The organism is Microbacterium sp. P5_B6, assembly GCF_056400345.1.
The window spans coordinates 86965-106188 of record NZ_JBFULL010000005.1; the positions used below are offsets into that span (position 1 = coordinate 86965).

Consider the following 19224-nt stretch of genomic DNA (forward strand, 5'->3'; position numbering starts at 1 on the left):
TCCGCCCACCGCTGTCCGGGTGGTGTCGACCCGCCGTGCGCGCCCTGGTGAGACGATCCCGGCTCCGAGCGCCGGCATCCGTCTCGCGGTGGAGGCAGATGGTGGATGCCGGGTCGCCGCGGCGATCCTATTGGGATGCCGCCGACGACTCCGCCTCGCAGGCCGGGTCGTAGGGGCGGTCGGCGAAGACGTCCTTCCACTCCTCCTCGGTCAGACCACGTCCCGCGATCGGGCACGCCCGCTCAAGCCAGATGTCGGGGTCGGCTGAGACCGCTTCGCGCCTGCCGTTCGGAAGTTCATAGATGAGGGTGCGATCGTCTTCCGGCGTCGTGAAGTCGCTCACGTCCCGAATCCATTCGCGGAACGAAGCTGTCCAATCATCCAGCGCCCAGGTGAAGATGGCACCATCCTTGCCCGCCGTCACCAGTTCTCCTGTCGAACGGAACACCAGGGCCCGGACGACGTCGCGATGGCCATCGAGCGTCTCCTCGAGCTTTCCCGTTGCTGCGCCCCAGACCCACGCTTGCTCGCCTGCGGCGGTGGCGATGTGCTCGCCGTCGGGACTGAATGCGCCGTCCACGACGGAAGCGGTCATCTCGAGCACATGCGAGCGAGCCGGATCCGCAAGGTCGACGATGCGCGCCGCCAGCCGGCCCTCTCGCAGCAGGAGCGAATGCCCGTCGGGACCTACGGCGAGCAGCCCGTCGCCTTCGATCTCGTCGAGCAGTGCGCCGGTGGCAGTGTCGAAGACGGCCGTGGGACCGAAACCGCTCGCATACAGCCGGGTGCCGTCGGGCGAGAACCGCACGCGTCCGAACGACCCCGCCCAACTCGGCGGCCCGGGATTCGTCCCGGCGTGGGGAAGGTGCAGCAAGAGAGGCTCGTTCGGCGCCGCCACCCGCCAGAGCGCGATGTTCGGCCCTGATGCCGTCTCGGGAAGAGGCGCGATCACCGCTGCCAGCGACTGATCGGCTGTGTACTCGATATCGAGGACCTCAGCCGCGAACGCGGGAAAGGCGAGCGCGCGGGTCTCGACGCCGCCCAAGTCGAACGTGCGCAGATCGGGGGAATCGCACCACCCGCCGCGCCCGCAGTCTCCGTGCATGACACTGAGTGCGATCTGCCCGTCCGGGCCCTCCGCGGCGTCAAGGACGATCTTTCCGCCCACTTCTGCCTGCGCGACCTGCACTCGGCGGTCGAGGTCGAAGACCCTCGCCTGGATCGAGTCGTCGATCACCAGCGCGGTGGAGTCGTCCACACCGAGCATCATGGTCTCGATGCCCATGCCGTCGCTGAGCCGAGCCACGCTCACCATCCGCGGGCTCCGGCCCATGACATCCAGCACTGCCCTTCTCGTCGTGGGCGCGTCCCAGAGGCGGACGGCCTCCACCGCAAGGAGAAGGGCGTGGTCATACTCCGGCTCCGCGGCAGAGAGCGCGGCGACACGACGCGCGTCGTCCCTCACCGCCTGCTTGTTGAGCTCGGAGACCTGCACGGCGGCAAGGCCACCGGCGGCGATGGCCACGAACGCGAGCGCTGCGGTCGCTCCGGCCAGCCACCGCAGTCGCCGGACAGAGCGCCGCTCGCGCTGAAGCTGATGGCGCGTCGCTTCGAGGTCCGCCGTCTCACGCTGGACGGAGGCATCCAGGAATGCCCGCTCGACAGGGGCGAGCACCGGCCGGGCCGAATCCCTCCATTGGACGGCCGTGCTGAGCCGGCCGCCGCGATAGAGCTCGCTGTCGGGCCGCGCCATCTCCTCCCATGCAGCCGCCGCGGAGTTCAGATGCCGCATGATCCGCTGGCCCTCGACGTCCTCCGCGAGCCATTCGCGCAGACGTGGCCACTCCCGGGCGAGGGCCTCGTGAGCCAGTTGGAACGACTCCGCATCGCTCGTCACCAGCCGTGCATCCACCAGACGGCCGGCCACTGCCGCGTGCGCATCATCGATCTCGACGAAAGCCCGCTCGACCCGCTGGGAGATCAGTCCCTCCCCCGGTGACGGCTCGACGAGCCGGAGAAGGATGTCGCGCGCCAGGAGCGCGTCGCCATCGGAGAGGTCGCMGAACATCTCTTCCGCAGACTGCGACACCGCGCCGCGGATCTCGCCCGCGGCGACGTAGCCGTCGACGGTCAGGACCCGTCCTTCTCGGCGCTGCCAGACCTGGCGCAGCGCGTGCGAGAGGAGCGGCAGATTCCGCCCGTCGGCATCACGTATGAGGATCTCCACGAGACCGGGTTCCAGAATGAGTCCGGTCTGCTGGGCGGGGTTCTGGATGACCGCCCTCAGCCCGTCGTCCGACAGGGGTCCCAGCATCAGCAGATGCGACTGGATGAGCCCGGCAAACCCGTGGTGGTCGGCGAGATCCCCCAGCCGATCTGCCCGGATCGTCATCACCACCGTTCCACGAAAGACCAGTCGGCCGAGTTCCACGAAGAACTGCCTGGTCTGCTCGGGGTCCTCGTTTGCGAACGCCTGCTCGCACTGATCGACCACCACCAGAGACTCGCTGTCGTGCTGAACGAGCTCGCGGATGGCCTCGACCGGGTGCTCACCCGGCGTCATCACGGTCACGCGCCTGCCGCGCGCGGCGAACTGCGCCGCGAGCCCCGCCCTGACGAATGAGGATTTTCCCACCCCGGACGACCCGGAGACCAGGAGCACGCCGTGCCGGTCGAGCGCCTCCAAGCCCTGCCGCACCTCTTCCTCGCGCCCGAAGAAGCGCTCCGCGTCGTCCACCCCGGCGGGAGGGAGCCCGAAGTACGGGCACTGTGCACTGGCTGCGCGAACCGGGACCGAGAAGTCCAGTTCGGGATCCTGGAGGAGCATCGCCCTCTCGAGAGCCGCCAGCTCGGCGCTGGGGTCGAGCCCGAGATCGGCGGCGAGAAGCTCACGTCCACGACGTACGGCGGCCAGTGCATCCGCCTGCCGACCCTGCCGATACTGCGCCAGGCCCAGGAGCACCCACCGACGCTCGCGCAGTGGTGCTGCATCGACCCTGGCCCCCGCCTCGGCGGCCGCTGCCCCGACGTCGCCCGACTGCAGACGCGCCTCCAGCAGCGACTCCTCCGCCGCGAGTCGCATCTCGTTCAGCCTCGACCCCTCAGTGCGTGCGGGCCCCCAGCCGCTGAGTTCGGCGAAGGGCTCTCCGCGCCACATCGCCAGCGCCTCCCCGAGGGCGTGCACGGCGCGATCGGGCTCGCCGACTTCGAGAAGCTGGCACCCTCGCCCGATGAGCCGTTCGAACCGGTCGGTGTCGAGGTCGACTCCGTCGGGAACCAGGACGTATCCCATCGGAGTCGTCTCGATGCTCGCGGGCGACATCAGCCGTCTCAGCCGCATGATGCAGCCGAGGATGACCTTCGTCGACGAGACCGGCGGTGCACCGGCCCACAGCGCGGACGCGAGGGAATCGACCGACACCGGCTTTCCGACGCGCACGACCAGCGCGCTCAGCACGACACGATCCCGCGGAGCGGGCACGATCCGACCTTGGTCGACCGTCAGTGTCCCCAGAACACACACGTCCATGTGCACATCGTGGGACCGAACCCAGGTGGGGTCAAGCGGACCGATATCGGCGGGGTATCAGCGCGGTCAGTGGTTGAAGAGGATGAGCAGCAGTCCCGCGAGAACCGCGAGCGCGGCCACCCCGAACGACGCATATGCGGCAGCAAGGGAGAACCGTTTCTGCCCGTCCGTCAGCGGATTCTTCCGGGCGGCCTTGAGCGCGCGCTTCTCGGCGCGGGCACGCTCCTTCTCCGTGACGATCGTGATCGCGTCGGTGAACTCCGCAGGTGCGACGACCGGCGGGCGACCCGCTCGCACCAGCAGACGGAGACCGAGCGAGTAGAAGCTGACGACGATCACGGCCGAGATCATCGCCGCGATGAACACCTGGACGAAGGCCAGCCATTCGATGTGGACGTTCACTTGGGCGCCTCCTGATCGCGACGCGCCTGCTTGCGCCGCACGGCCCGGCGGGTGGGCGGCGGATTGTGCGTCACTTTGACGGCTGCCCCGGAGTCGGCCACCTCGCTCATCGCGTTCGCCGCAGTGACGGCGTCCCGGCGCGAGCGCCAGAAGAGCCCGACGATGATGAGGACCGCGAGGATCGTGTCGATCAGGATGCCCCATTCGGGCAGCCAGACCACGATCAATGCGGCGAGCGCTCCGACCGCACCCGCGGCGGGCAGCGTGAGGAGCCAGCCCACCATGATGCGCCCCACCGTCCGCCAGCGGACTTTCGACCCGCGGCGTCCGAGGCCGGACCCGATGACCGAGCCGGACGCGACCTGCGTGGTCGAGAGGGCGAAGCCGAGGGCGCTCGAGGCCAGGATCGTCGAGGCGGTGGAGGCCTCCGCCGAGAACCCCTGCGCCGGCTTCACATCGGTCAGGCCCTTGCCGAGGGTGCGGATGATGCGCCATCCGCCCATGTAGGTGCCCAGGGCGATCGTGATCGCGCACGCGAAGATCACCCAGGTCTCGGGTTCGGGGCTCGTCTGCCAGCCGACCGTGATGAGCAGCAGGGTGATGATGCCCATGGTCTTCTGCGCATCGTTCGTGCCGTGGGCGAGCGCGACGAGCGACGAGGTGAAGATCTGCCCGAAGCGGAAGCCGTCGCGGCCGTCCGCTTTGGTGTCGTAGCGGCGCGTGATGACGTACGCGAGCTTGGTGGCCGTGAAGGCGATGATGCCGGCGGTGAGCGGCGCGATGACCGCCGGAAGGATGACCTTCGACATCACGACGCCGAAGTCGATCGCCGCGGCGCCGACACCGACGATCGTCGCGCCGATGAGGCCGCCGAAGAGGGCGTGCGACGAGCTGGACGGAAGGCCGAGCAGCCAGGTCAGCATGTTCCAGGTGATGGCGCCGATGAGGCCGGCGAAGATCACCGCGGGGAACACCGCCGCCGAGAGCTGGTCCTCATGGATGATCCCGCCCGAGATCGTCTGTGCGACCTCGGTCGAGAGGAAGGCGCCGACGAGGTTCAGGACGGCGGCCAGCAGAACGGCCACCTTGGGCTTCAGGGCACCGGTCGCGATGGGAGTCGCCATCGCATTGGCGGTGTCGTGGAACCCGTTCGTGAAGTCGAAGAACAGTGCCAGTGCGATCACCAGCACGACCATGAGGGCTGCGGTCTCCACCGTTCGCTTTCCGTAGAGGGAATCAGAGGGGTGCCGACGCGATCGGCGTGCGAACGAACAGTTCAGCGAGGTTTCGTGCTCCGTTAACCGAGCCGAGAGGTATCCTCGCACATCCTCCGCGATTCAGATAACCGGTCCGGCGCCCCTCTCAGAAGGCTCGGCTAGCGTGAAGAGGTGACTGTGAACGACGCGCTGAGCGCGGCATCCCTCGTCCCCCCGATCGCCTCGCGCAATCCTGTTCCGCGCTCTCACCACGGCGACTCGTTCGACGACCCCTACGAGTGGTTCCGGGCCAAGGAGGATGCCGCCGTCCTCGGGCACCTCGAGGCCGAGAACGCCTATACAGAGGCGCGCACCGCGCACCTTTCGGGCCTTCGGGAGCGGATCTTCGAGGAGATCAAGGGACGCACCCTCGAGACCGATCTCTCGGTGCCGAGCCGCCAGGGCGCGTGGTGGTACTACGGCCGGACGCTCGAAGGCAGCCAGTACGGCATCCAGTGCCGCGCTCCGCTCGCCTCGCCCGACGACTGGACCCCGCCCGAGCTGGCTCCCGATGTCGAGGTGCCCGGCGAGCAGGTGCTCCTCGACGGCAACGTCGAGGCGGAGGGGCACGAGTTCTTCTCGCTCGGCAGCTTCGAGGTCTCCAACGACGGCACTCGCATGCTCTTCGGAGTGGATGTCGCCGGCGACGAGCGCTACACGATCCGCGTGCGCGACCTCGTCTCAGGCGAGGAGCTGCCCGATGTGATCGAGGGCACCTTCGCGGGCGCCACCTTCTCACCCGACGGCCGCTTCATCATCTACAGCACCGTGGACGACGCGTGGCGACCCGACACCGTGTGGCTGCACGAGCTCGGCACGCCCGTCGCCGACGACGTGAAGCTCTTCCATGAGCCGGACGAGCGCTACTGGGTCGGTGCGGGCTTCACACGCAGCGACCGCTACCTCGTCATCGGGCTGGGCTCCTCCATCACGAGTGAGGAATGGCTCCTGGATGCCTCGGACCTCCGCGGCGAGCCGCGCGTGGTGTGGCCGCGCAGCGAGGGTGTCGAGTACGAGGTGAACCACGCCGTGGTCGACGGCGAGGACGTGCTGTACATCGTCCACAACGACGGGGCCCTCGATTTCGAGCTCGTGCGGGTCGCAGCATCCGATCYMTCAGGCCCTCGCGAGGTCGTCATCGCGCACGAGCCCGGAAAGCGGCTGCTGGGAATGTCGACCTTCCGCGACTGGGCAGTGGTCGCCTATCGTCGCGGAGGCCTTCCGCGACTCGGGCTGCTCGACTACGCCTCGCGCGACGTGCAGGAGATCGAGTTCGACGAGCCGCTGTACTCCGTCGGCAGCGGCGGCAACCCGGAGTGGGCTCCCCCGCTGCTGCGACTGGGGTACGGCTCGTTMACGACGCCCGGCACCGTGTACGACTACGACATCGCGACGGGCGAGCTGCTGCTGCGCAAGCGACAGCCGGTGCTCGGCGGCTATGAGCCGGACGACTACGCCCAGGCGCGGGTGTGGGCGACGGCGCAGGACGGCGCGCAGGTTCCCGTCTCGCTCGTGTGGAAGCGGTCGTTCGGCGACGCCGGGGCCGCTCCGCGACCCGTGCACCTCTACGGCTACGGCTCGTACGAGCACTCCATCGAGCCCGGCTTCTCGGTCGCCCGCCTGTCGGAGCTCGACCGCGGTGTCGTCTTCGCCGTCGCCCACGTCCGCGGCGGCGGCGAGATGGGCCGCCAGTGGTACGAGGACGGCAAGCTGCTCAACAAGCGCAACACGTTCACCGATTTCGTCGACTGCGCGCTGCATCTGATCGATAACGGCTACACGTCGCCCGCTCTGCTCGTCGCCGAGGGCGGATCGGCCGGCGGCCTGCTCATGGGGGCGGTCGCGAACCTCGCGCCGGAGCTTTTCGCGGGCATCCTCGCCGATGTGCCCTTCGTCGACGCCCTGACGACGATCCTCGACCCGTCGCTGCCGCTCACCGTGATCGAGTGGGACGAGTGGGGCAACCCGCTGGACGATCCAGCTGTCTACGCCTACATGAAGTCGTACTCCCCCTATGAGAACGTGCGGGCGGATGCCGAGTACCCGCGCATCCTCGCGGTGACCTCGCTCAACGACACCCGCGTCATGTACGTCGAGCCGGCCAAGTGGGTCGCGCGCCTCCGCGAGGTCGGGGCTGATGCTCTCCTCAAGTGCGAGATGGTCGCCGGGCACGGCGGTGTGAGCGGTCGGTACAACGCGTGGCGCGAGCGCGCGTTCGAGCTCGCGTGGCTGCTGGACGTGCTGGGAGTCGCCGAGGCCTGAGCCCCTGCGGCGGGCCGGCCTCGGCATCCGCTCCTCAGAGCGCCCGCGCGGCACGGCGGGGCCCGGGGCCCCGGCCCTCCCCGCGCCGACACAGGGGATCACGCCCAGGAAGGGCCGCCTGCGCCCCTGTCTCGGCTGGATCCCCTGTCTCGCTGGGTTGGGAGTGAGCGCGGGTTGGTCGTGAGCGTGGCGAGGCCGCGCCGATCCTGGGGGTGGATAGGGAGCAGCCCCGCCGCGCGCAGCGCACGATCAAGGGGTCGCCACGCCATCGTGTCGCCCCAGTCCCAGCGGGCGAACCCGCCTTCGTGGCGGCGCAGCCGATCTTCGCGCAGCTTCTCACGGATGAAGTGCTGCTTGGACGCCTCCGCGTCGGCGGCGTCGTACTTGCCGTACCCGTCAGACTCGCCGATGATGCGGTGCCGCCGGAAATAGAAGTCGACACGATCCTGGACACGCTCGTAGGCGAACTCAACCTGCGAGTCGGGACGCTCGTATCCCAGCCAAGTGATGACAGCCCGGCTGCAGGACTCACCCACGGACTCGGCGTCCGGGTCCACGTGATCATCGATCCAGTCCAGTTGCCGGACGCCGCGACGGTTCGACTGATCGCGTCCGCGCTCTCCGAGACGAGCCGCTACGGACACCCCCAGCCTGCGTGCCGTGTGATCGGCGACAGCGAGTGCGAACGCCGGCGGCAGGACGCGACACAGATCGAGCATGGTGTCCTCGATCGATGTTGTCAGCATGCCGTCGACGGCTCGAGGAGCACTGGCATCTCGCGTTCCATGGACGACGACATCCCCCTCCCGCCACGATGTTCCGCCGGCGTGCATCAGGTGAATCAGACGCGGCTCACCGAACACCGGCATCCGGTGAAGGGATGCGGCGGACTCGAGGCAGAACACAGGCTCGGTCCAGGTGCGTGCAACCGCGTGGACGCGCAGCCGATAGCGGTCCCAGGGGGCGAGCGCGTTCCACTCCCGTCGCAGCACATAGGCGCCCGCGCGGATCCGGTGGAGAGCGGCATCCCGATCGAGTCGAAGGAGTGTGGGCGGGTGCTCACGCACCAGCAGGAGGGGTGGAACTGGTTCAGTCACGCGACAATCTCGGCACCATGGCCGCCGAGCCCGCCGACTCTGGCCCCGATCTGTGGACTCCCACGTCCCACGAACACCTGTGCAGGGCCGCCCTCGCGTCGAAACGGGGCGTCTCGTCGAGACAAGGCGGTCCGACGCCCTGTCTCGGCGCAACTCCCTGCCTCGGCGGAAGCTTCTGCAGGTTGCGCACCACTCCGGCGGGAGAAAGTCGGAGACGGCACGAGGGGCAAGACACGCGGAAACGGGATGCCTCGAGCGAGGCATCCCGTCTCTGGTCCGTCTTCCGGGCTCAGCCGAAGAGCGCGGCGGCCTCGTCGTACCGGTACTGGGGAACGGTGTTGAGCTCGCCGAGCGCGTCGGCGAACGGAACGCGGACGATGTCGGTGCCGCGGAGGGACACCATCTGCCCCCAGGACTCGCTCACCACGGCGTCGGCGGCGTGGAGGCCGAGGCGGGTCGCGAGCACCCGGTCGAAGGCGGACGGCGAGCCGCCGCGCTGGATGTGGCCGAGCACGGTCGCACGGGTCTCGATGCCCGTGATGCGCTCGATCTCGGGCGCCAGGACTTCGCTGATCCCGCCCAGCCGCGGCCGGTTGAACGCGTCGAGGCCCTTGTCGCTGAACGCCTCATCCATGCCGGTGAGCGTGAACCCTTCGGACACGACCACGAGCGGCGCGCGGCCGCGGTCGTGCGCCTTGCTCACCTGGCTGGCGATCTCGGTGATCGACAGCGGCACCTCGGGGATGCAGATGACGTGGGCGCCCGCCGCGATGCCGGCGTGGAGCGCGATCCAGCCCACGTGGCGGCCCATGACCTCTGCGACCATGCAGCGCTGGTGCGAGTCGCCCGTCGTGCGGAGTCGATCCATCGCGTCGGTCGCGATGTTGAGCGCGGTGTCGAAGCCGAACGAGTAGTCCGTCGCGCGGAGGTCGTTGTCGATCGTCTTCGGGACGCCGAGCACGTTGATGCCGTCGTTGGCGAGGCGGTTCGCGGCCGCCAGGGTGCCCTCGCCGCCGATCGCGATGATGCCGTCGATCCGGTGACCGTACAGGGTCTTCGAGATGTTCTCGGCACCCCCGCGCGGGCCCTCGTAGGGGTTGGTGCGGCTGGTGCCCAGGATGGTGCCGCCGACCTTCGACAGGCCCTTCACCTCGTGGCGGGTGAGCGGGAAGAAATCACCGTCGACGACCCCGCGCCATCCGTCGCGGATGCCGACGAACTCGAGATCGTAGTTCGTGGTGCCCTTCAGGACGACGCCGCGGATGACCGCATTGAGCCCCGGGCAGTCGCCGCCGCTGGTGAGGATGCCGATCTTCATGTGTGGTCCTTAGGTCAGGGGGTTCTTCAAGCGGCGTCGCAGCCTCTCCCGACACTATCGCCGGATGCCTCGCCCCTGCCACACACGCGACCTTCAGTATCCGAGCCGCTCGAGCCCCGCCGCGCGACGACGGGCGCCCCCGTGGGAGCGCCCGTCGTGTCGACTCGGACCTCGTGGTCTGTCAGTCGTGCTTCGTCCCCTCGCGAGCGGCCTGCTCGTCGGCAGCGGCGCTGTCGAGCGAGTCGTCGTCGAGGTCGCCGTCCAAGGGCTGCTCGTCACGGTCGCCCGAGAGCGCATCCGCAATCGTGCCCCCGACCGTGACGTCGTCATCCCTCGTCCGGTGGTTCGGATCGGACATGTCGGCCTCCTTCGTCTCCGTGCCTCGACGGTACGAGTCCGGGAGGAGACGAGGCGAGGCCTTGACGAGCAGACGAACCCTGGCTACGCAGCGCCGAGTGCTCGTCGCAGCACGTGCATGAGCGCCGACAGCTGCACCGAGTCACTCGACTGCGGGTCGACGGCCTCGCCGTCGAGCGCGCGCGCCGCGAGCCCCTGCTTGGAGTCGATGAGCTCGGCGATCTTCGTGTCGATCGTGTGCGCGGCGATGATGCGCCACGCCGTGACCGGCTCGTCCTGGCCGATCCGGTGCACCCGGTCGATCGCCTGAGTCTGCTCGGCGGCCGTCCACGACAGCTCGGCGAGCACGACGTTCGACGACGCCTGCATGTTCACGCCGACGCCCGCCGCGGTGAGCGAACAGACGGCGACGCCCACGGCGGGGTCGTTGTTGAACGCGTCGATCGCCTGCTGGCGCGCGATCGTCGTCTGGTCACCGCGCAGCGACACCGTCTTGAGGCCGGCAGAGGCGAAGTGCGCCTCGGCCTGGTCCATGACGTCGATGTGCTTGGCGAAGAAGACGACCTTGCCGACCGAGCGCTGCAGCTGGACGGTGTAGTCCGCCGCGAGCTGCGCCTTGGCCTGCCCGATCTTGCGGACCATCGTGAAGACGTTCTCGGCGCCTGTTCCGGCCGCCTTCGACTCCTCGAGCTCATTGTGCGAGACGAGGCGCACGATGTCCTCGTCGATCTCTCCGGGAGCGAGGCCTCGGTCGCCGCGCGCATCGATGATGCGGCGGTACTTGCCCGCGAGCCGATCGCCGAGCTCGCGCTCGGCCTGACGGATCGAGCGGCCGAACTCGTCGTCCAGTTCGACGGGCAGGTCGGCGATGAGCTTGTCGGGGAGGTCGGCGGCGACGTCCTTCTTCTTGCGCCGGACGATGCCCATGGAGATGACCGCGTTGCGCGCTTCGGGGTAGAAGGCCTTGTCGGCCGGGGTGAGGCCCGTCTCGTCGAGCCTCTCCATCAGCACCGGGCCCGGCTTCTCGCCGTTGGTCCAGCCGAGGAACCGCCAGATCGCGTCGAAGTCCTCGACATCGTTGATGAGCGGGGTTCCGGTGAGGGCGAGCAGCAGGGGGTTGCGCACCTGCTCCCGGATCCGGGCGCCCAGCGCGAGCACGTTCTGGGAGCGCTGCGACGTGAGGTTCTTGATGAAGTGCGCTTCGTCGACGACCATGCCCTTGAGCCCCAGCGAGCTCAGCCAGGACAGGTGCCGGTCGAGGATCTCGTAGTTGACGATGAAGATGTCGGCGAACGCGTCGACGGACTCGCCGTCGCCGTGGATGACGGTGGCCCGGCGCTGCGGCGTCCACCGCTCGACCTCGCGGGCCCAGTTCATCTTGACGACGTTAGGGACGACCGCGAGCAGGGGGTACGCATCGGCGACGGATGCTGCCAGCACCGACTCCGCCGTCTTTCCGAGGCCGGGCTCATCGGCGAGGAGGAAGGTGCGGTGACCCTCGCGCACGGCCTCGAGGAACTTCGACTGGTGCGGCATGACCTCGAGGCCCCTCGGTGAGAGGCGATCGAACTCGGGAATCTCGGGGAGGTCCATCGTCGCCGCACCGCCGCCGGCGCCGGTCTCGAACGCCTTGTAGAGGGGACCCATGAGCTCCCAGCCGTCGAGCCGGCGACGAGGCGTCTCCTTGCTGACGCGCGCGCTCAGGTCGGGGGCGAGGAACGGGTGGGCCATCTGGCGCGACTCGATCTGCACGGGGACGACCTGCCGCTGGGCGAGAGCCGGCGGGACGACGGGCGCACTCGCGGGGGCGGTGTCGGTGATGATCAGCTCGTCGGGCGGCAGTTCGGCGCCGGATTCGAGGAGCCAGTCACGGCGCATGCGACGGGCGACGGGCGATGCCGCCTGGTCGACCTCGAGCAGCTGAATGAGGCTCGTGTCGCGCGCGGCGGTCTTGGCGAGGATCGTCGCCACGCCGTCCAGGCGCTTCAGCAGCTCAGCGCGCGCGGCATCAGTGATCGCGGTGTCGGCCTTGACCCGGGCACGCTCCTCGCGGACGAGGAACGCGATCACCTGGAACTTGACGCGGTTGGTCGGTCCGAGCTTTCCTCGCTGGGCCTTGGCCTCGACCTCGCGCACTTTGCGGGCGAGGATCGGGATGACGGGGGCCTCGTCGTCGCGCCGCGACGTCGTGGGCTTCCTGCGCCGCTGGTTGGCGGAACGTGCGGTGGATGCCGTGGTCGGCATGCTCCTCCTGAGCTTCGTGTACCGGGTGCTCCGGCTGGCGACCGGTCGGGCGACCGGCTGTGATGTGCACAGCTCCCGCGGGCGGCGAGGGCCGTCACGGACGCGGGACGGGATGCCTCTGCCCCCGGCCGCTGGCACTCGCTTCAGCGAGCCGCGGCGTCGAGATCAGGAATCCCCGACATTCAGTCTAGCGCGCGGACGCCCCGATCATCCCCAGAGCGTCTGGGCGATGTCCTCGGTGTATCCTTCGGGCGCGAAGTTGATCCACGCCGTCGAGACCCACCCGTTGCCGCGGACGAAGTGCGTCTCGCCCAGCGCCACCTCGTTGTCGGCGAGGTCGATTCGCTTCTGCTCGATGCGGCAGATCGTCCCGCCGTCCTGCTCCGCGCACCGAAGCCCGACCCCTGCAGTGCGGCCAGATCCCTATCCGGCTGAGCGCGCGATCGTGTCCTGCCACTCCCTGAGCCGGACAGGCTCATCGGTCACGATCCCGTCCACGCCCGCGGCGATGGTGTCCTGCCATTGGACGTCGTCGTTCAACGTGTAGACGACCACACGGAGTCCCAGATCGTGAAGCTGCTCGACGACCTCCGGACGCCCCGCGACCGCGCTGCCGTCGACGAGGATGCCGCGGGCGTTCGCGCCCTTGACGGCTCGCTCGACGTCGTGGGGAAGGCGGCGGAGGATCAGCAGCCGGAACGCGAGCTCGGAGGCGCCGCTCGTCGAGAGCAGGGAGCGTGGGTTGAAGCTCGCGATCGCCACCCGACGCTCGAGGTCGTGCTGTCGCAGCGTCGCGATGAGCGCGGCGCCGGCCTCGGCATCCCACTCCCCCTTCAGCTCGAGAAGCGCACGGGCACCCGAGGGGGCGAGCACCGCGAGGAACTCCTCGAGCGTCGGGACCGACGTTCCGACGTACTCCGGTGAGAACCACGCGCCGGCGTCCAGCGCCTTCACCTCGGCGAGCGTGAGGTCGGACACCCGGCCGGTGCCGTTGGTGGTGCGGTCGACCTTCTTGTCGTGCATGAGGACCGGCACACGGTCGGCGGTGAGGACGAGGTCGATCTCGACGTAGTCGAATCCCGCCTCGAGCGCCGCCGAGACCGCCGGGAGCGTGTTCTCGGGGGCAAGGGCTCCACCACCCCGATGGCTGACGACGAACGCCGTCTGCTCGGGTGCACGCGCATCGCCCATGAGCTCCGTCGCACTCACCCGCGCCGGGACGGCTCCGAGGAAGGCGATCACGAGGCTCACGACGGCGAGCACGCAGACGGTCACGAGGGCCTGGATCCGATCTCGCGCGTCGGATTCCGGGTGGGCGGGCATCGGGCATGTCCTCCGGGGTGGTCACGTCGTCGTCGACGTGCCGCCACTCTACATGCGGCGTTACCTTTCCGTTACCTTTTGGTGACCCCCGCGATGTTCGCGTGTCGGGATGCCACTCCCGGGCGTGCCGATCAGACCAGACTCTTGGGGTGCCAGACGGTCTTGGTCTCGGTGAAGGCGGCGATGCGCTGCAGGCTGGGGGCTGCGGCATCGGCCCCCCGCTCGGGAGGGAGGACCCGGGTGAGCGTCTCCGCCGCCGCGATCTGCAGGTCGACCCAGTCGAGGTCGCCGGCGCCGACGAGGTCGAGGCCGTGCACCTCGGGGTGCGAAGCGAGCCACGGCGCGATCTCGGCGGGAGAGCCGGTGAGGATGTTGACCACGCCGCCGGGCACGTCGGAGGTGGCGATGACCTCGGCGAGGCTGATCGCCGAGAGCGGGTAGCGCTGAGATGCGACCGCGACGACCGCATTGCCCGTGACGAGGGCCGGAGCGATCGCCGACACGAGCCCGAGGAGGGCGGTGTCCTGCGGTGCGATGACGCCCACGACACCGGTCGGCTCGGGCACCGAGATGTTGAAGTACGGCCCGGCGACGGGGTTGCCGTTGCCTGCGACCTGTGCGAACTTGTCGCACCACCCGGCGTACCAGACCCAGCGGTCGATGGCCGCGTCGACCTCGGCCTGGGCCGTGGCCGTCGACGCGCCCGACTGCTGGACGATCTCGTCGACGAACTGCCCGCGGCGGCCTTCGAGCACCTCCGCCACGCGGTAGAGCACCTGACCGCGGTTGTAGGCGGTCGCGCTCGACCACGGCTTCACCGCCGCGCGTGCCGCTGTGACGGCATCCCGGGCATCCTTGCGCGATGCGAGGGCGGCGTTCGCGAGGAAGTCGCCCTTCGGTGACACGACCTCATAGGTGCGTCCGGATTCGCTTCGCGGGAAGGCTCCGCCGATGAACAGCTTGTACGTCTTCGGCACGGTCAGTCGCTTGCTCATTTTCCGCTTCCTGCGCTCGTCGATGGCGCCTTGAGGTACGCCAGCAGGCCCTGCCTGCCGCCCTCGCGGCCGTAGCCCGACTCCTTGTAGCCGCCGAAGGGGCTCGCCGGGTCGAACCGGTTGAACGTGTTGGCCCACACCACACCGGCGCGGAGGCGATCCGCGACCGCGAGGATCCGCGAGCCCTTCTCGCTCCAGATGCCCGCCGACAGTCCATAGGGGGTGTTGTTCGCCTTCTCGATGGCCTCAGCCGGTGTGCGGAACGTCAGGACCGAGAGGACCGGCCCGAAGATCTCGTCGCGCGCGATCCGATGGCTCGACTGCACGTTCGTGAAGATGGTCGGCGCGAACCAGAAGCCCTTGTCGGGAATGACGCAGTCCGCCGTCCACCGATCGGCGCCCTCCTCGTCGCCGATGCGGCTGAGTTCGCGCACGCGATTGAGCTGTTCCAGCGAGTTGATCGCCCCGATGTCGGTGTTCTTGTCGAGCGGATCGCCGAGGCGCAGGGTGGACAGCCGCGTCTTCAGCCGGTCGACGACCTCGTCGTGGATGGACTCCTGCACGAGGAGGCGGCTGCCGGCGCAGCAGACCTGCCCCTGATTGAAGAAGATCCCCGTGACGATCCCGTCCACCGCCTGCTCGATGGGGGCGTCCTCGAAGATGATGTTCGCGGCCTTTCCGCCGAGCTCGAGCGTCACCTTCTTGTCGGTGCCCGCGACCGCCTTCGCGATCTCGCGGCCGACCGGGGTCGATCCGGTGAAGGCGATCTTGTCGACGCCCGGATGCCGCACCAGCGTCGCACCGGTGGCACCCGCGCCCGTCACGATGTTGACCACGCCCGCGGGCAGATCGGCCTGCTGGAGGATCTCGGCGAACAGCAGCGCAGTCAGCGGAGTGGTCTCGGCCGGTTTCAGCACGACCGTGTTGCCCGCGGCGAGCGCAGGGGCGATCTTCCACGCGAGCATCAGCAGCGGGAAGTTCCAGGGGATGATCTGGCCTGCGACACCCAGAGGCTGGGGACCGGCCCCGAGCCCCGCGTAGTCGAGCTTGTCGGCCCAGCCTGCGTAGTAGAAGAACCATGCCGCCACGAGGGGGATGTCGACATCCCGGCTCTCCTTGATGGGCTTGCCGTTGTCGAGGCTCTCGGCGACGGCGAGCTCCCGCGCGCGCTCCTGAATGAGCCGCGCGATGCGGAAGAGGTACTTGCCGCGGTCGCGGCCGCTCATCGTCGACCACGTCTTTTCGAACGCGCGGCGCGCGGCGGCGACGGCGGCGTCGACATCCGCCTCGCTCGCCGATGCGATCGTCGCGATGTGCGATTCGTCGGCGGGCGAGATCGTCGCGAAGCTCTCGCCGGTGCCCGGGCGGAACTCGCCGTCGATGAACAGCCCGTACTCGTCGCGCAGACGGAGGATCGCGCGCGACTCGGGAGCGGGGGCGTATTCGAGGAAACTCATCTGCATCTCACCTGGGGTTCGGGCCGGTTGTTCGGAAGCGCCGGGGGCGCGGAGCGACACGAGAAGTCAGTCGATCGTGACGTAGTCGGCGCCGGAGTAGTGCCCGGTGCGCAGCTTCTGCCGCTGCAGCAGCACGTCGTTCAGCAGACTCGACGCCCCGAAGCGGAAGAGGTGCGGCTGGAGCCACTCCTCGCCCGCGATCTCGGCGACCGTCACGACGTACTTGATCGCGTCTTTGGAGGTGCGGATGCCGCCCGCGGGCTTCACCCCCACCTTCTCGCCGGTGGCGCGGTACCAGTCGCGGACGACCTCGAGCATCAGCAGGGTGGTCGGGAGGGTCGCCGCCGGCTGCACCTTGCCCGTGGAGGTCTTGATGAAGTCGCCGCCGGCGAGGATCGAGAGCCAGGACGCCCGCTTGATGTTGTCGTAGGTCGTCAGCTCGCCGGTCTCGAGGATTACCTTGAGCGAGGCGTACGTGCCGTCCTCGCGCCGGCACGCCTGCTTCACACGGGCGATCTGGTCGAAGACGAGTCCGTAACGGCCCGACAGGAAGGCGCCGCGGTCGATCACCATGTCGATCTCATCCGCGCCGTGGGCGACCGCCTCTGCGGTGTCGGCCAGCTTGATCTCGAGCGAGGCGCGGCCGCTGGGGAAGGCGGTGGCCACCGCCGCGACGCTGACTCCCCCGTCATCGGGGTCGCCGTGGGCCGAGCCGAGCGCCTCGACGGCGTAGGGCACCATGTCGCCGTAGACGCAGACCGCCGCCACGCGGGGGCAGGTCGGGTCCGAGGCATCCGGATTGAGAGCCTTGGCCGCCAGCGAGCGGACTTTGCCCGGGGTGTCTGCTCCTTCGAGGGTCGTCAGGTCGATCAGCTGGATGATCCGATCGAGCGCCCAGGCCTTGGAGGTGGTCTTGATCGAGCGGGTGCCGAGGTCAGCCGCTCGCTGCTCGAGACCGACGGCGTCGACGCCGGGAAGGCCGTGGAGATACCGACGCAGCGTGGTGTCGTCGGGCTGACCGCCCAGCAGCTGGACGGCGCGCTCCGGGAGCGTCTGCAGTTCGGTCCGGCTCATGGTTCTCCTTGTCGTGGCTGTCGGGTCGGCGCGGTCCTCGCGCATCATCCTCCGGGTGGCGCCGCCGCGGCGACGACCCTCGCGTGCCTCACCAGCACGGCGAGCCCGATCGCGACGACGACGAGGAAGGCGATCGTGAGGCTCGTGAAGGCGAACCAGTTCTCGTCCAGGGCGAGCACGATCGCGGCGGCGATCACGGCGATCGCAGCAGCGGCGATCTTCGACCCGAACTTCAAGCCTACCGCCGGAGTCAGCCGCCCAGCCGGCGAGTCGTCCCTCGCGAGGATCAGATCGGCGAAGGCGTCGAGGGTCGCCAGCAGCGAGGCGGAGTAGGCCACGGCACACCCCAGCGCTCCCCAGAGGTTCACCGAGGGGGCCGCGGCATCCGCGACGGCGAGGAGGGCGTTCACGGTCTCGATCGTAGGGCGGGCCCCGTGCTCGGTCTACGGCCGCTGCCCGGTCTACCGCTGCCGCCCGGTCAGGCCAGGAGGGTGCGAACCTTCACGACGTCGTCGCACATCTGCTCGATGAGCGCATCGATGCCGTCGAACGCCACCATCCCCCGCACCCGCATGGCGAACTGCACCTCGACCAGCCGCCCGTAGAGATCGAGATCGGTCTCGTCGAGGACGTACGCCTCGACCTGGCGGCTCGTGACATCGTCGAAGGTCGGGTTGGACCCCACACTGATGGCCGCCGGGTAGCGGGTGGTGCGCCGGGCCGCTGCGAGGGGCTGTGCCGCGTCGGCGGCCCCCTCGTCCACGAGCCACCCCGCATAGACGCCGTCAGCCGGGATGAAGCCTTCGAGATCGCTCGAGAGGTTCGCCGTGGGGAAGCCGAGCTCACGCCCGCGCTTCGCGCCGTGCACGACCTCGCCCCACACCGCGTGCGGACGCCCGAGGAGCCGCGCAGCGGTCTCGACGTCGCCCTGCGAGAGGAGGTCGCGGATCCAGGTGGACGATACCCGGCGATCCGCATCGAGGGAGCGGACATCGCCGATCACGTCGACGCGGAAGCCGAGCTCACCGCCGAGCTCGTGCAGGACGTCGGGATTTCCCGCGCCGCCCCGGCCGAAGCGGAAGTCGGTGCCGACCAGGACAGTCCGCGCACCGAGGGCATCGACGAGGATGCGCTCGACGAACTCCCGCGGGGTGAGGCTCGCCAGCGCCTCGTCGAAGCGCAGGAGCAGGGTGGCATCGATCCCCGTGCCGGCGAGCAGCTGCAGCTTCTGCGTGACCCCGATGAGGTCCTCGGGGCAGAGCTCGGGACGAAGGAGGCTGAGCGGATTGCGGTCGAATGTCACGGCGACGACCTTGGCGTCGGCGGCGGCATCCACCTTCGCCCGCTCCAGCACCGCACGATGGCCGGCGTGCACCCCGTCGAACTTGCCGATCGCGACGACGGACGGACCGAAGCCGGCGGGAACCTCGGCCGGGTCGCGGAAGACGATCACGACGTCACCGCGGCGGGTGCGGCATCCGTCGTCTCGCGATCATCGACCGGCGGATGCTTGACGAGCCACCACAGGCCGAAGAACGGCAGCACGAGCGGGATGAACACGTACCCGAGGCCGAACAGCGACCAGACGGTCGGATGCTGGAACAGCTCGGGGAAGGCGAGGCTCAGTGTGCCGATCACCAGGACTCCGACGAGCTCGAACCCGATCGCGATCCAGGCGACGCGGTACCAGCGACGGGATCCTGCGAACACGAGCGCGAGCGTCGCGACGATGTAGACCACCGCGGAAAGCGCCGACAGCGTATAGGCGAGCGGCGCCTGGTCGAACTTCTCGACGATCTGGACGAAGGAGCGACCGGTCGCGGCGAGCGCCATGATGCCGTAGACGATCACGAGCACACGGCCGACGCCGGTCATCCGGCGGGAACGGGAGGGGGAAGACATCGCCCCAC

15 protein-coding genes are annotated in these 19224 nt (G+C 69.2%); 1 reads left to right on the forward strand and 14 read right to left on the reverse strand.

The window, feature by feature from the left end:
- Window positions 1–127: 127 nt before the first annotated feature.
- From AC1DP3_RS08510 to AC1DP3_RS08520, 3 genes are all read right to left on the reverse strand, one after another.
- Window positions 128–3529 carry an nSTAND1 domain-containing NTPase gene (locus tag AC1DP3_RS08510; protein WP_477292725.1) on the reverse strand — a complete coding sequence of 1134 codons (3402 nt, stop codon included), beginning with the start codon at window positions 3527–3529 and terminating at the stop codon, window positions 128–130.
- Window positions 3530–3595: 66 nt separating this feature from the next.
- Entirely contained in the window at window positions 3596–3931 is a 336-nt protein-coding gene (locus AC1DP3_RS08515) for a peptidase (RefSeq protein ID WP_477292726.1), read from the reverse strand.
- A complete protein-coding gene (locus AC1DP3_RS08520) occupies window positions 3928–5145 on the reverse strand; it encodes an inorganic phosphate transporter (RefSeq protein WP_477292727.1) in 1218 nt (405 codons plus the stop codon). The genes AC1DP3_RS08515 and AC1DP3_RS08520 overlap by 4 nt, the downstream gene beginning before the upstream one ends.
- Before the next feature lie 180 nt (window positions 5146–5325).
- Between AC1DP3_RS08520 and AC1DP3_RS08525 the strand changes: the two genes are divergently transcribed.
- The gene (locus tag AC1DP3_RS08525; protein ID WP_477292901.1) at window positions 5326–7449 is read left to right on the forward strand and encodes a S9 family peptidase; all 2124 of its coding nucleotides are present in this window, start codon (window positions 5326–5328) and stop codon (window positions 7447–7449) included.
- Between the two features lie 98 nt (window positions 7450–7547).
- On the opposite strand, the gene AC1DP3_RS08530 is transcribed toward AC1DP3_RS08525, so the two are convergent.
- The 11 genes from AC1DP3_RS08530 to AC1DP3_RS08580 form a co-directional block, all read right to left on the reverse strand.
- Window positions 7548–8546: a hypothetical protein gene (locus AC1DP3_RS08530; protein ID WP_477292728.1), complete on the reverse strand. Its 999-nt coding sequence runs from the start codon at window positions 8544–8546 to the stop codon at window positions 7548–7550.
- A gap of 289 nt (window positions 8547–8835) precedes the next feature.
- Window positions 8836–9864: a 6-phosphofructokinase gene (locus AC1DP3_RS08535; RefSeq protein WP_477292729.1), complete on the reverse strand. Its 1029-nt coding sequence runs from the start codon at window positions 9862–9864 to the stop codon at window positions 8836–8838.
- A 181-nt stretch (window positions 9865–10045) separates the two neighbouring features.
- A complete protein-coding gene (locus AC1DP3_RS08540; protein WP_477292730.1) occupies window positions 10046–10222 on the reverse strand; it encodes a hypothetical protein in 177 nt (58 codons plus the stop codon).
- Between the two features lie 83 nt (window positions 10223–10305).
- A complete protein-coding gene (locus tag AC1DP3_RS08545) occupies window positions 10306–12465 on the reverse strand; it encodes a DEAD/DEAH box helicase (protein ID WP_477292731.1) in 2160 nt (719 codons plus the stop codon).
- A 423-nt stretch (window positions 12466–12888) separates the two neighbouring features.
- A complete protein-coding gene (locus AC1DP3_RS08550) occupies window positions 12889–13788 on the reverse strand; it encodes a glycerophosphodiester phosphodiesterase (RefSeq protein WP_477292732.1) in 900 nt (299 codons plus the stop codon).
- Window positions 13789–13919: 131 nt separating this feature from the next.
- Window positions 13920–14783 (reverse strand): aldehyde dehydrogenase family protein, encoded by an 864-nt coding sequence (locus AC1DP3_RS08555; protein WP_477292733.1) that lies wholly within the window; start codon window positions 14781–14783, stop codon window positions 13920–13922.
- On the reverse strand, window positions 14780–16240 hold the full coding sequence (locus AC1DP3_RS08560; RefSeq protein WP_477292734.1) for an aldehyde dehydrogenase family protein: 1461 nt from the start codon (window positions 16238–16240) through the stop codon (window positions 14780–14782). The genes AC1DP3_RS08555 and AC1DP3_RS08560 overlap by 4 nt, the downstream gene beginning before the upstream one ends.
- A gap of 66 nt (window positions 16241–16306) precedes the next feature.
- On the reverse strand, window positions 16307–17314 hold the full coding sequence (gene deoC / locus AC1DP3_RS08565) for a deoxyribose-phosphate aldolase (RefSeq protein WP_477292735.1): 1008 nt from the start codon (window positions 17312–17314) through the stop codon (window positions 16307–16309).
- Window positions 17315–17358: 44 nt separating this feature from the next.
- Window positions 17359–17724, reverse strand: a complete 366-nt coding sequence (locus AC1DP3_RS08570) for a hypothetical protein (protein ID WP_477292736.1) — start codon at window positions 17722–17724, stop codon at window positions 17359–17361.
- A 68-nt stretch (window positions 17725–17792) separates the two neighbouring features.
- Window positions 17793–18767, reverse strand: a complete 975-nt coding sequence (locus AC1DP3_RS08575; protein ID WP_477292737.1) for a bifunctional riboflavin kinase/FAD synthetase — start codon at window positions 18765–18767, stop codon at window positions 17793–17795.
- Window positions 18764–19216, reverse strand: a complete 453-nt coding sequence (locus AC1DP3_RS08580) for a hypothetical protein (RefSeq protein WP_477292738.1) — start codon at window positions 19214–19216, stop codon at window positions 18764–18766. The genes AC1DP3_RS08575 and AC1DP3_RS08580 overlap by 4 nt, the downstream gene beginning before the upstream one ends.
- Window positions 19217–19224: the final 8 nt, after the last annotated feature.